The organism is Stenotrophomonas sp. SMYL41 (genome assembly GCF_036319965.1).
GTDB lineage: Bacteria > Pseudomonadota > Gammaproteobacteria > Xanthomonadales > Xanthomonadaceae > Stenotrophomonas > Stenotrophomonas maltophilia_R.
The window spans coordinates 94,480-107,342 of the sequence record NZ_JAWIRX010000013.1; the positions used below are offsets into that span (position 1 = coordinate 94,480).

The 12,863-nt window shown below is 67.5% G+C and carries 9 protein-coding genes; all 9 read right to left on the reverse strand.

Annotated features, from left to right (window positions below; translation table 11 throughout):
• Window positions 1-4 precede the first annotated feature (4 nt).
• The 9 genes from V3B30_RS15450 to mreC all read right to left on the reverse strand — a co-directional run bounded on the left by V3B30_RS15450 (window position 5) and on the right by mreC (window position 12,820).
• Window positions 5-2,101: a YadA-like family protein gene (locus V3B30_RS15450; RefSeq protein WP_262083648.1), complete on the reverse strand. Its 2,097-nt coding sequence runs from the start codon at window positions 2,099-2,101 to the stop codon at window positions 5-7.
• 37 nt (window positions 2,102-2,138) lie between these two features.
• Entirely contained in the window at window positions 2,139-3,353 is a 1,215-nt protein-coding gene (locus tag V3B30_RS15455; RefSeq protein WP_100473942.1) for a D-alanyl-D-alanine carboxypeptidase family protein, read from the reverse strand.
• Window positions 3,354-3,453: 100 nt separating this feature from the next.
• Window positions 3,454-4,719, reverse strand: coding sequence for a septal ring lytic transglycosylase RlpA family protein (locus V3B30_RS15460; protein ID WP_262083647.1), 1,266 nt, complete (start codon window positions 4,717-4,719; stop codon window positions 3,454-3,456).
• Window positions 4,716-5,861, reverse strand: coding sequence for a lytic murein transglycosylase B (gene mltB / locus V3B30_RS15465; protein ID WP_262083646.1), 1,146 nt, complete (start codon window positions 5,859-5,861; stop codon window positions 4,716-4,718). The genes V3B30_RS15460 and mltB overlap by 4 nt, the downstream gene beginning before the upstream one ends.
• 946 nt (window positions 5,862-6,807) lie before the next feature.
• Complete coding sequence (gene rodA / locus V3B30_RS15470) at window positions 6,808-7,902, reverse strand: rod shape-determining protein RodA (protein WP_262083784.1); 1,095 nt, start codon at window positions 7,900-7,902, stop codon at window positions 6,808-6,810.
• Between the two features lie 75 nt (window positions 7,903-7,977).
• Window positions 7,978-9,090, reverse strand: a complete 1,113-nt coding sequence (gene rodA, locus V3B30_RS15475) for a rod shape-determining protein RodA (RefSeq protein WP_262083645.1) — start codon at window positions 9,088-9,090, stop codon at window positions 7,978-7,980.
• Window positions 9,087-11,162, reverse strand: coding sequence for a penicillin-binding protein 2 (gene mrdA / locus V3B30_RS15480; RefSeq protein WP_262083644.1), 2,076 nt, complete (start codon window positions 11,160-11,162; stop codon window positions 9,087-9,089). The genes rodA (V3B30_RS15475) and mrdA overlap by 4 nt, the downstream gene beginning before the upstream one ends.
• Before the next feature lie 3 nt (window positions 11,163-11,165).
• A complete protein-coding gene (mreD, locus tag V3B30_RS15485; protein ID WP_049470244.1) occupies window positions 11,166-11,651 on the reverse strand; it encodes a rod shape-determining protein MreD in 486 nt (161 codons plus the stop codon).
• Window positions 11,648-12,820: a rod shape-determining protein MreC gene (gene mreC, locus V3B30_RS15490; protein ID WP_262083643.1), complete on the reverse strand. Its 1,173-nt coding sequence runs from the start codon at window positions 12,818-12,820 to the stop codon at window positions 11,648-11,650. The genes mreD and mreC overlap by 4 nt, the downstream gene beginning before the upstream one ends.
• Between the last annotated feature and the right edge of the window lie 43 nt (window positions 12,821-12,863).

A 12,863-nucleotide genomic window follows, 5' to 3' on the forward strand; every position in this document is an offset into this window, starting at 1 on the left:
CGCTTTACCAGCTGAAACCCGCACCGGCGGAAACACTCTGGTCACTACCACTGAAGGCGCCGCCCAAGGACACCGAGACGTTCTTCTTCTCGCCCAGTATCCGCTGGTAACCCACGGCCAACGCCGAACGCCCGTTCTGCGAACCGACACCCGCACCCAAACGGTTGTTGCCGCTCAAGCCGGCGGTGTTGATCGCCATGCCCGCATAGGCCGCGCTGATCGCCCCCATGCGGTCAAGCCGCTTGTCCATCGCGTTGAAGCGGCCATCGGTGTACTCGCGTTCGGCCTTGAAGCGATCATCCATCTGCTGCACGTTCACGGCATCGGTCGGGCGTACACCGGCCGCGACATTGCTGACGACGCGCTCATTACCCTGGGAGCCTACCGAGAACTCACTGTCGCGGTCAGCCGTAGATCCGGCACCGACAGCAACCGAGTTGTTGCCCGTCGCACTGGCGCCTTCGCCCATGGCAACCGAGCCCGTGCCCGAGGCCACACTGCCCTCGCCCACGGCCACCGAGCCAGCGCCGGATGCCGCACTTCCATTGCCGAGGCCGATCGCGCCCTTGCCGGAGGCATCGCTCCCTTCGCCAATGGCCACCGATCCCTCACCGGTACCGGGGGAGACACCGGGATTGCCCGTGCCGGGATCTCCGGTGCCCGGGCCACCAATGGAACCCTCCTCGATCCCACGTTCGATCGAACCCAGCCGGTCGTCCATCTGTCGCCACTGGGCTTCCCAGTTGGCATTCATCTGCCACAGCTGGCTGCCATTGACGGCTTCCATGCTGAACTGGCCAATCTGGCCTGCGGCGACCTTGTCCAGCACGGTGCCCCCCGTTCCGCCGAGCGAGGCCCTGGACAGGCTTGCATCGTCGTAGGTGAGTACGCTCAGCGTCTCACCGCTGACCGGGTCAATCGCGCCCGCCGCCCGCAGCTGCGCAATGGTCACCACATCATCATCGTTGAGGCCATTGGCCACGCCACTCAGGCGCCGGTTGCCATCCCCCCCTGCGAAATCCACCACAGTGCCGCCCTTGCCGGCCGCCACGCTCACCACACCTGTAGCGGAATCATGGGTCACGATGCCGGAGGAGCCGTCAGCAAGGCCTGCGACGTCACCACTCAGCGTCTTCAGCGAGCCTTCTGCGCCGGACATGCGCGCCTGCAATCCGCCAACGTCGCTTCCCAGCGAATCCACCCGGGCACCCAGCTTCGAGGCATCGTCCTTGATCGTATCGACGTCACTCTCTACCCGCTCAACGCGCTCGTTGGTCGAGAACAGCTGCGCGCCGGTGATGGCATCGGTACTGCCTGCAGCAATCGTACCGTCAGCCATATTGGTGATGCGGCGATTGTCGACGCCATTGCCCACCGATACCGTATTGTCCGCATGGGTGGTCGCCCCGGCTCCCAGCGCCACACTGTTGCTGTGGCTGGCGGTCGCTTCATAGCCCACTGCCACGCCACCTTCGGCCGAAACAGTGCTGGCATTGCCCAAGGCTACCGCCTTCATCTTGGTGGTTGCGGCGCCGTCCACGCTGGCGCCGCCGCCCAGCGCCAGCGAACCTCCGCCCGCCACCTCTGCACCGGGTCCGATCGCAATCGAGTAGTCAGGCGAATCAGTGCCCGGCGAGCGTGAGCTGTCCGTCTTCGCGAAATTGCCGATGGCAATATCGCGCGCGCCCCCCGCTACGGCGCCATCGCCAAGTTCAACCTTGGTGGCAAGCACACTCGACCTGGTCAGCCCCTGGTCACGGGTGCAGCGCTCACGCTCCGCATTGGTTGCTTCATTGGCGCAGTCCCCGTGGTCCGCTGCTGCGACAGCCAGGGCTGCCGGCAGCATCAAGGCTCCCGCCAGCGCCACTGCCAGCGGGGTGCGGCGCGCAGCGCAACGCGTCGTTGGGGAAATCACGGATATCAGTGTGCGCATGGTCATTGGCGTGTACTCCTCTGGGATGGGACGGACAGCCGCAATGCCCGGCAGTCCTGATGCGCACATGCTCGACCGGACACGCTGGCAAACCCATCGGACGTGTACCAATTCCACGTACCTGACCCGGCCCGACAGCGCCGATACAGGCAAAAAAAAGGCCGGCATTCGCCGGCCTTTTCCGTTCACCACGCCGGGACGTGGATCATTCCGATTCCCACCACATCCAGAAGCTGTCCCACAGGCGCTTGAAGAAGCCGGCCTGCTCGACGGCGGCCACCGCTACCAGCGGTGCCTCGGCGATGACCTTTCCATCCAGGGTGACCTTCACGGTGCCGATCTGCTGGCCGGCGGTGAACGGGGCTTCCAGGGTCTTGGGCACATCGATGCTCGGCTTCAGGTCGTTGTAGCGGCCGCGCGGCACGCTCACCAGCATCGGCTGGGCCACGCCCAGCTGCACCTTGTCGCTGGTGCCCTTCCAGACCTTGTGCTCGGCCACGGCCTTGCCCGGTTCGTACAGGCGGTGGGTCTCGAAGAAGCGGAAGCCCCAGTTCAACAGGGCCAGGCTGTCGTCGGCACGCTGCTTCTCCGACGCGCCGCCCAGCACCACGGCGATCAGGCGCTGGTCGCCACGCTGGGCCGAGCTCATCAGGCAGTAGCCGGCTTCGGACGTGTGGCCGGTCTTGATGCCGTCCACGCTGCCATCGCGCCACAGCAGCAGGTTGCGGTTCGGCTGCTTGATGTTGCCGACCTGGAATTCCTTGATCTTGTTGTACGCGTAGGTTTCCGGGTAATCACGCACCATCGCGCGACCCAGCAGCGCCAGGTCATAGGCGGTGCTGTGGTGGCCTTCGGCGGTCAGGCCGTGGGCGTTGACGAAGTGCGAGTTTTTCATGCCGATCTTGGCGGCGTAGCTGTTCATCAGCGACGCAAAGGCTTCTTCGCTGCCGGCCACGTGCTCGGCCAGGGCGATCGCGGCGTCATTGCCGGACTGGATCGCCATGCCCTTTTCCATGTCCTCCAGGCGTGCGGTCTGGTTGACCGGGAAGCCGCTGTAGCTGCCGTCGGTGCCGGCGCCACCTTCGCGCCAGGCGCGCTCGCTCATCATCACCTGGTCATCCGCACGGACCTTGCCGTTCTTGACCTCGGCGGCGATCACGTAGGACGTCATCACCTTGGTGATGCTGGCCGGTGCCAGCTGCTCGTGAACGTTCTCGCCAGCCAGCACCTGGCCGGTGGCGTAGTCCATCAGGATCCAGGCCTTGGACACGCTCGGTGCCGGGGCCGGCGGGGTGGCGACGGTGGCCGGGGCAGCGGCGGCAGGCGCCGGCGTGGCCGGGGTCGGCAGCGGTGTCTGGGCGGAAGCCAGGCCCACCACCAGGGTGGCGGCCAGGGCGGTGGCGGCGGAACGGAAATTCATTGGACAGCAGGCTCCAGGGGACGGCCAGGAATGGAGGGTGGAACGTAACGGCCATTGTAAGGCCGGGGGAGCATGGGCCGGCAGCACCGGCCCAGGCGGATCAATCCTTGACGATCTGCGGCGAACCCAGGCCCAGACCGGCGATGCGCCCGACAAGTTCCGCGGCACTGGCATGGTCGCTGGCGGGAACGCGCAGGCGGAACAAGGTGCGGCCACCGGCGGCAATGTCGCTGATGGTCGCACCGACTATGCCAGCGGCGTTGAGCTGCCCCATCGCGCGGTTGGCATTGTCGCGGTTGGAGAAGCTGGCGACCTGTACCATCACCGCGCCCACCACCTGCTGCGACAGGCTGGGTGCCGCCGGCGTGGCGGCGCGCACCGGTGCGGGCGCGACGGCGCGCGGCGCGGCACTGGCGACCGCAACCGGTGCCGGCGCGGTGCTGCGCGGCGGCGGCGCACTCGGCGGCAGGCTGCTGACCGCCACATCCGGCACGGCGCTGGCCACACCCTGGGTGGTGGCCGGCTGGCCACGCGCAGGCATGCCGTCGGCCGGCAGGCGCTTGACCAGGCGATCGATATCGCTGTCGGCGGTGCCGCGCGCGGTCGCTGCGGGCCGCGCGCTGGTCACTGCGGCAGCCGCTTCGGCGGCACGACGCTCGCGGCGTGACGGCTTCTGCGCCATCAGGTTGCTCTCGCCCGGCTGCAGCGCGCGCACTTCGACGTTGCCGGTACCGCGTTGGGTGATGCCCAGGCGCACGGCGGCGGCATAGCTGAGATCGACCACGCGGCCATCATGGAACGGGCCGCGATCGTTGACGCGCACGATCACCGATTCGCCATTGTCCAGGTTGGTCACGCGGGCGAAGCTGGGCAACGGCAGCGTCTTGTGCGCGGCGGTGAACTGGTACATGTCGTAGACCTCGCGGTTGGAGGTCAGGCGGCCATGGAACTTGGCGCCGTAGTACGACGCGGTGCCGCGCTCGACGTAGTTGCGGGTATCGTCGAGCACCTTGTACGACTTGCCCAGCACCACGTACGGCGACTTGTTGCCGATCGCCGAGCGTTGCTCGGCGGTCACTTCCGGCTCGGGAATGCAGGCGACGTTCGGAACGTAGTCCGGCGTGCTGTCACGCACGCCCGGCTTGTACAGGCCACCGGCGGTGTAATTACCGCGGGTGCTCAGGTCTTCCTTGGCCGCCGCGTACGGCGACCCTTCAGGGCAGTGCGCCGGGCGCGAGCCACGCCCCTGCACCAGCGTGCCGCCGGACTTGCCACCATGGCCGGCCGTGGCCGGCTTCTTCGGCGCGCTGCTGCAGGCAGCCAACGCGAGGACGATCAAGCCTGGAACCAGCCATCTGATGTTCATGCCGGGGGCAGCTCCTGTCCGGCGATGGCCTGGGACAACTGGAACACGGCCATCGCGTACATCTTCGAAAGGTTGTAGCGGGTGATCGCGTAATAGTTCTGGAAGCCCAGCCAGTACTGCTTGCCGGCGCTGCCTTCCAGCGTGACCGGGGTGGCGGTGGCACCCGGCTGCACCGCTGCGCTCGGCTGGTAGCCGCGCTGCGCCAGGTCGGCCAGCGACCAGGTCGGCATCCATTCGGTCGGGTTGAATTCCTCGCGGCCCGGCGCCAGCGTGGCCGGCACGGCCACCTGCCCGCCACGCACCCAGCCGCCCTTCTTCACGAAGTAGTTGGCGATGGACGAGAACACATCGTCGTAGCTGGTGAACAGGTCGCGACGGCCATCACCATTACCGTCCACGGCGTAATCGAGGTAACTGGACGGCATGAACTGGCCCATGCCCATCGCGCCGGCATAGCTGCCCTTGAGCGTAGTGATGTCCAGTTTCTCTTCGCGGCCCAGCTCGAACAGCTTGGCCAGCTCATCGCGGAAGAACAGCTCGCGGCGCACTTCGCGTTCCAGCTTGGCCGGGTCGCCGCTACGCGGGTAATAGAACGCCAGCGTATACAGCGCATCCAGCACGCGATGGCTGCCTGCGTTCTTGCCGTAACTGGTTTCCACGCCAATGATCGCCACGATCACTTCGGCCGGGACGCCGGTGCGCTGCTGCACGCGATCCAGTTCGGCACGGTGCTGGGCCATGAACGCACGACCGCCGTCGATGCGTGCCTTGCTGATGAACATCGGCCGGTACTCGTTCCACGGCTTGACCCGCTCGGCCGGGCGCGACATCGCCGCGATGATCGGCTGGCGCACCTGCGCCTGGTCGAGCACGTTGCTGATCTGCTCCGGCTTCAGGCCATAGCGCTTGGCGGTATCGGCAATGAAGCGGGCCCGCGCGACCTCGAACGGCACCGGGGCGAGATCGACCGGCGGCGCAGTGGCGGCAGTGGCTTCGGGTGCGGCCTCGGCCGGGCCATGGGCCTTGGCGGCGGGCTGGCGCGGCGTACTGCTGGCCTGAGGTGAAGACGGTGGGGACTTCGGCTGGGTCGCGCAGGCGACCAGGCCGAGGGTGAGCATGCAGGCCAGAGTGCGTCGAATCATCGTCGCAGGTTAGCAGGTCATGGATGAATTAAAACCCCTAACACCATGAATCACAACGATTTGCCCGCGTTCAGCGGGAAATGTGAAGACGTCGTGATCACCCCGCCCCATTCAGATAGAGGTTGCCGGTTGCGTCCCCATCCCCGCAGACGCAACCGGCGACCGGATCCGGTCGGTACCTGCGCGGCTGCCGCTCCCCAGTGGCAGTGCCCCGCGCTCCCTGTACCCGTTGGATCAGTACTGCTTCCCGCCCGACGCCCCCTCGCGCTGCAACGATTGACGGCGCGCCGTGCCGAACGGGCCGCCATTGTGCAGGCCGATTACGACAAGTCCATTGATCAAGATCAACGCGCTGTAAAAATGTGAACCAGCTAACATTTTTTATGGAATTTGGTCAGAGCGCGTGTTGCTGTGCGGCGTTGTGAGAACGCTTCCACAACGGGCATTGCGCAGAGTCAGGAAGGCTCCAGCCAACGGCGCAGCCCCTCGTGTGTGGCCGCGCAAAGCAGTTCAGGGGTGAGGCCAGGTTCCGTGCGCGTCTATTCACGGAGAAGAAAGAGAAGATCAAAAGCGGGTCGCGGCGCTGCGCTTGCTCGTGAGCCGAGCACTGCTATGCCGGTCGTCCTGACCGGCACCCTTCGGGCCGTCGCCATGGGCGACGTTGGCAGCGGCTCCTGCCGCTGCCTTCGGCGCTGCAGGATGCAATGAAGCGGGCGGCCAAGCTGGTTTTGCTTTTGATCTTCTTCTTCTTTTCCGTGGGCGGACGCGCCCGAAAACTGTCAGGGGGCGGGCGCGGTGGGTTCGCGGGACCGTTGGCGCCATGGATGGCGCCATCGAGCCCCCAAGGACGGGTTTACGGCGTGTCCCGCGAACCCACCGTGCCCGCCCCACACATGAGCCGCGTTACGCGACCACCCACGAGGGGCTGCGCCGTTGGCTGGAAACCCTATCCCCCGTGCACGGGCCGGTGCCCACGCACCGCCATCACCAGCCCGATGCCGGCCAACAGCGAGACCGCCGAGGTCCCGCCGTAACTGATCAGCGGCATCGGAATGCCCACCACCGGCAGCAGGCCGGAAATCATTCCACCGTTCACCAGCACGTAGACGAAGAACGCCAGCCCCAGGCTGCCGGCCAGCAACCGCGCATGGGTGTCGCGCGCATGCACTGCAATCCACAGGCAACGGCCGACCACGAACAGGTACAGCGCGAACAGCGTTGCCACGCCCAGCCAGCCGAACTCTTCGGCCAGCACCGAAAATGCGAAGTCGGTGGTGTACTCGGGCAGGAAATCCAGCGTGGCCTGCGTGCCCTGACCCCAGCCACGTCCCTCCCAGCCACCGGAGCCGATCGCGATGCGCGACTGCAGGATGTTCCATCCCGTACCAAGCGGGTCCGCTGCCGGGTCGAGGAAGGTCAGTACGCGATCCTTCTGGTATTGCCGCAACAGGCCGAACCACGCCAGCGGTGCGGCCACCGACAGCCCCGCCGCGCCGGTGGCCACCCAGCCCCAGTGCAGTCCGGCCAGCAACAATGCGAACACGCCGCTGGCAGTCACCAATGTGGCGGTGCCGAGGTTGGGCTGCATCAGGATCAGCACCGCAGGCACGCCGATCAGCACTGCGGCCGTCAGCACCGTGCGCGGCGAAGGGGGCAGCGGTTGCCGGTGCAGGTACCACGCCATCATCAGCGGCAGGCTGAGCTTGAGCAGCTCGGACGGCTGCAGGTAGAACACGCCCAGGTTGAGCCAGCGCTGCCCGTACTTTCCGGTGCCGATCACGTACACCGCCACCAGCGGCAGCATCGACAAGGCATACAACGCCGGTGTCCATGCGCGCAGGCGCAGCAGCGAAACACGCGACAGCAGCCACATGGCCAGCAGCCCACCGGCAAAGCGCGCCGCCTGCCCGGCCACTGGCCCGGACACGCTGTGCAGCACCGCCAGGCCCGCGCCCATCAGCATCAACAAGGCGACCAGCAACGGCAGATCGATCGTGCGCACCACCTCACGGCAGCCGCCAAGCAGTCGTTTCCATTCCACGCGCAGCACGCTAGCAACGGGCGCTTGCGTGAAGCTGTCATGGTGCCTGGACGCTACAGAAGCGCGCGGCCCGGGTTACCCGTAGCCGCCGTGCACCGGGTTGTGACTGCGCACGGCCATCACCAACCCGAAGCCGGCCAGCAGCGATACCGCCGAGGTTCCGCCGTAGCTGATCAGCGGCATCGGCACGCCCACTACCGGCAGCAGGCCGGAGATCATCCCGCCGTTCACCAGCACGTAGACGAAGAACGCCAGGCCGGTGGCGCCGGCCAGCAGGCGCGAATAGGAATCGCGCGACTGGCTGGCAATCCACAGGCAGCGCCCGATCACCACCAGGTACAGCGCCAGCACGGTGGCCACACCGATCCAGCCGAATTCCTCGCTCAGCACCGAGAACGCGAAGTCGGTGGTCTGTTCGGGAATGAAGTTCAGGTGCGACTGCGAGCCCTCGCCCCAGCCCTTGCCGTCGAAGCCGCCGGAACCGATCGCGATCTTCGACTGGATGATGTTCCAGCCGGCCCCCAGCGCATCCATCTCCGGGTCCAGGAACATCATGATGCGGTCCTTCTGGTACGGCCGCAGCAGCCAGAACCAGGCCACCGGAGCGACCGCCGCGACGCCGCCCACGCCCAGACCGACCCACCACCATGGCAGGCCCGCCAGCAGCAGCGCGAACACGCCGCTGGCGGCGATCAGCACGCCGGTGCCAAAGTCCGGCTGCAGCATCACCAGGCCGGTGGGCACGCCGATGATGACCAGCGCGGTCAGCACGGTACTGAAGCGCGGTGGCAGCGGCATCTTGTGCAGGTACCAGGCCACCATCATCGGCAGGCTGACCTTCAACAGCTCGGCCGGCTGCAGGTAGAAGAATTTCAGGTCCAGCCACTGCCGGCCGTACTTGCCGGTGCCGAGCACGAACACCGCCAGCAACGGGATCATCGAGATCCCGTAGATCATCGGCGTGGCCGAGCGGATGCGCAGGATCGGTACCCTCGAGATGCCCCACAGCGCGGCCATGCCCACCGCGAAGCGCACGCCCTGGGCCATCACCAGGCCGTCGCCACCGGCGCTCTTCAAGGTGGCCAGGCCAATCACCATCAGCGCGCCCAAGGCGAGGCACAGCACCCAGTCCAGCGTGCTGAAGAAGCGGCGCAGCATGTCGCCGGCCCAGCGCAGGAACACTCTCATCGTGCGGGCTCCGCGGGGGTCGGGCGCGTCGTGGCCGGCAGCGCGGCGGCGGCCGGCGTTCCCGGCTGCGGTGCGGGCGCGGGTTCGGGCGCAGGCACGCCGACCAGCACCGGATGCTCACCCAACTGCGCCGCGGCGAGGTCACCCGCCTGGCGCGCGCCCACATCTTCGTTGTCGAATGCAGTGGCGCCGATGGCGGTGGTGCCGCGCTCGCTGTCCAGCGGCTGCATGCCTTCGGGCATCTTGCCGAGCAGGTAGGCGTCGAACACCTTGCGGGCGATCGGCGCGGCCGCGGCGCCGCCGTAACCACCGCCCTCCACCGCGATCGCCAGCGCGATCACCGGCCGGTCCACCGGCGCAAAGCCAACGAACAGCGCGCGGTGGCGCAGGTGCATCGGCAAGCTCTTGGGATTCACCGCGGCGGTGCCCTTGCGGCTGATGACCTGCGCGGTTCCGGTCTTGCCGGCCATCGTGTACGGAGCGCCGGCCGCCATGCGTGCGGCACTGCCACCGGGCAGCATGGTGGCCATCATGCCTTCGCGCACCGCCTGCAGGTTGTTCGGGTTCGGGCTGATCGGCTTGCTCTCGCCCGGGTCGGTCGCCACCCAGTCATGGTCGAACCCCGCGCGCTGCTGGATCACCAGATGGGGCGTGCGCAGCTGCCCGTCGGCCAGTCCACTGACACCCCGCGCCAGCTGCAGCGGGGTGACCTTCCAGTCGCCCTGGCCGATGCTGATGTTGACCGTGTCGCCGGGGTACCAGGCTTCCTTGCGGCTCTTCCGCTTGTAGGCCGGCGAAGGCAGGATGCCGCCGATCTCGCCGGTCAGGTCGATCCCGGTCGGCTGGCCGAAGCCGTAGTACTCCATGTAATGGTCGAAACGCTCGATGCCCAGGTCCAGCGCCAGCTTGTAGTAGTACGTGTTGACCGACTGCGCGATGGATTTGCGCAGGTCGGTCCAGCCATGGCCGCCGCGGTGCGAGTCACCCCAGCCGCGCGAAGTACCGGGCAGGTAGAACATGCCGGTGGAAAGCACTTTGTCTTCGGGCCGGCGCACGCCCGAATCGAGGCCGGCCAGTCCGATCAGCGGCTTCAACGTGGAACCGGGGGCGACGCCACCCAGCACCAGGCGGTTGAACTGCGGCCGCGAGGGATTGTCGTTCAGTGCCTTGAAGTCGGCATGCGAAATGCCGTTGACGAACAGGTTGGGGTCATAGGATGGCAGGCTGACCATCGCCAGCACTTCGCCGGTACGCGGGTCCATCGCCACCGCCGAGCCTTCCTGGTCGCCGAAAGCGGCCACCATGGCGCGCTGCAGGTCGGCGTCGATCGACAGCCGCAGGTCGGCACCGGACTGCGCGGCGACGCGGCCGATGGTGCGGATCGCACGGCCCTGCACGTTGGTCTCGACCTGCTCGTAGCCGACCTTGCCGCGCAGCTGCTGCTCGTAGTAGCGCTCCAGGCCGGACTTGCCGATGTGGGTCAGCGCGGCATTGCCTTCGCCGAGAATCTCCAGGTCCTTGTCATCGACGCGGCCGACGTAGCCGATGATGTGCGCGAACAGATCGCCATACGGGTAGCGGCGGGTCAGGTAGGGCTCCAGCTCGACGCCGGGGAAGCGCCAGCGATCAACCGCGAAGCGCGCCATCTCCTCGTCGCTCATGCGCAGCTTCAGCGTGACCGGCAGGAACTTGCGGCGCGCCTTGCGCGACTTGTTGAACGCTTCCAGCTCTTCCGGGCTGATGTTGATGATCTTCGCCAGCCCTTCCAGGGTGGCGTCCATGTCCTTGACCTTGTCCGGGGTCACGTCCAGGCGGAAGGCCGGCACGTTCTCGGCCAGAAGGCGGCCGTTGCGGTCGTAGATCATGCCGCGCCCGGGCACCACCGGCCGCGGCTTGATGCGGTTGGCTTCCGAGCGCGTGGCGTAGACGTCATGGTCCAGCACCTGCAGCTTGAAGTACCAGCCACCCAGGCCCAGCAGGCAGACCAGCACGCCCAGGAAGCCCAGCGCCGCGCGACGGCGGAACTGTTCGGCTTCGGCGTGCGGGTTCTTGACCTGGCGGCGCGGGATCATGGCTCAGCGCCCGCGCTTGCCGAATCGCACCGCGTCCAGCAGCACGAACACCAGCGGCCACAGGCCCATGCCCAGTAGCGGTGCCCACCAGTACGACCACGGCAGGGTGGGTTCACCCACCAGGATGTGCACCAGCGCGCTGACGATGCGGTCGTTGAACAGCAGGCCGCCGATGGCCAGCATCTGCTGCGACATCGGGAAGAAGCGGATGCGGGCGCGGAAGCGCTGCAGGATGAAGGCCAGCATCACCAGCCGCAGCGCCTGTTCGCCGAGCACGCCGCCGTACAGCAGGTCGGCAACCACGCCGCTGGCGAAGGCGATGCCCAGGCCGACGCGCTCGGGGGCTTCGATCACCCAGTACGCCAGCACCAGCGCCAGCCAGTACGGGCGCAACGGCTGCAGCAGCGCCGGCAACGGCAGCAGGCCCAGCAGCAGCGCCACCACCAGGCTGGCCGGCAGCACCCACGGATTGTCGCGCAGGCGGCTCATCGCTGGGCCTCCGGCTGCGGCTGGGTGGGTTGCGGTTGCAGGCCAGCGGCCGGCACTACCGTAGAGCCGGCTGGAGTGGAGCCCCCTTGTTGTTGAAGGGGGCGCGCCGACGGCGCGGGGTTAAGGGAGGATGCGGGGGCAACCGGCTTCGTCGAAGACGGAGCCGGTTGCCGGCCAGCGGCCGGCACTACCGTCGCCGACCCAGCATCGGGTGGAGAGCCCCCCTCTTGTTGAGGGGGACGCGCCGAAGGCGCGGGGGTAAGGGAGGATGCGCGGGCCGGTTGCGCCGAAGGTGCGGTCGGCTGCAATTCGCTCGCCGCAGGCAAGCGAATTGCAGCCCCCGGGCGCAGCAGCAGCACGTCGCGACCGCGGTCGAGCTGCGCCGCCGGCTTCAGTTCGCCGACCAGGAAAGCATGGGTATCGTCCGGGCGCAGGCCGGTGATGGTGCCGACCGGGAAGCCGGCCGGGAAACGCCCGCCGAGGCCGGAGGTGACGATCTCATCACCCACTTCCACCCCGGCGCTGAGCGGGATGTCGCGCAGCTCCAGCGTGTCGCCGCGACCGTAGACGATCAGGCGCACGCCGTTGCGGGCCACGGTGACCGGCACCGCGTGGTCGGGGTCGGTCAGCAGCAGCACGGTGGAAGTGCCGCCGGTGACGCTGATCACCTGCCCCATCAAGCCGCCGGCATCGATCACCGCCTGGCCGACGTGCACGCCCTCGCGGGTACCTGCATCGAGCACCAGGCGTTGCTTCACCGGGTCCAGGTCGATATCCAGGATCGGCGCCAGCTGCACGTCCAGGCCACTGCGCTCGGCCACATTCAGCAGTTCGCGCAGCTGGGCGTTGTCCAGCGCGGCGGTCTGCAGGCGGGTCAGGCGCGCGTTGGCCAGCAGCAACTGGTTGCGCAGTTCGCGGTTCTCGGTCACCAGCTGGGTGTGGCTGGCGGCGGAATCCTTCACCTGGTTGCCAAGTTTGCCGGGCAGGCCAGCCAGTGCCCATACCGGCTGCACCAGGCTGTTGGCCTGCTCGCGCAGGCGCGCCAGCCAGCCGGCCTGGTCGTCGAGCACGATCAGGGTGATGGCCAATGCGAGATAAGCCAGCAACCGCAAGGGGCTGGCGGCATCACCGGATCGGGAAGCGACGGGAGGACCGGCGTAGGGCGGCACGGCAACGATTCAACTGGCAGAAGGCGGAAGGGAAACACGCGGG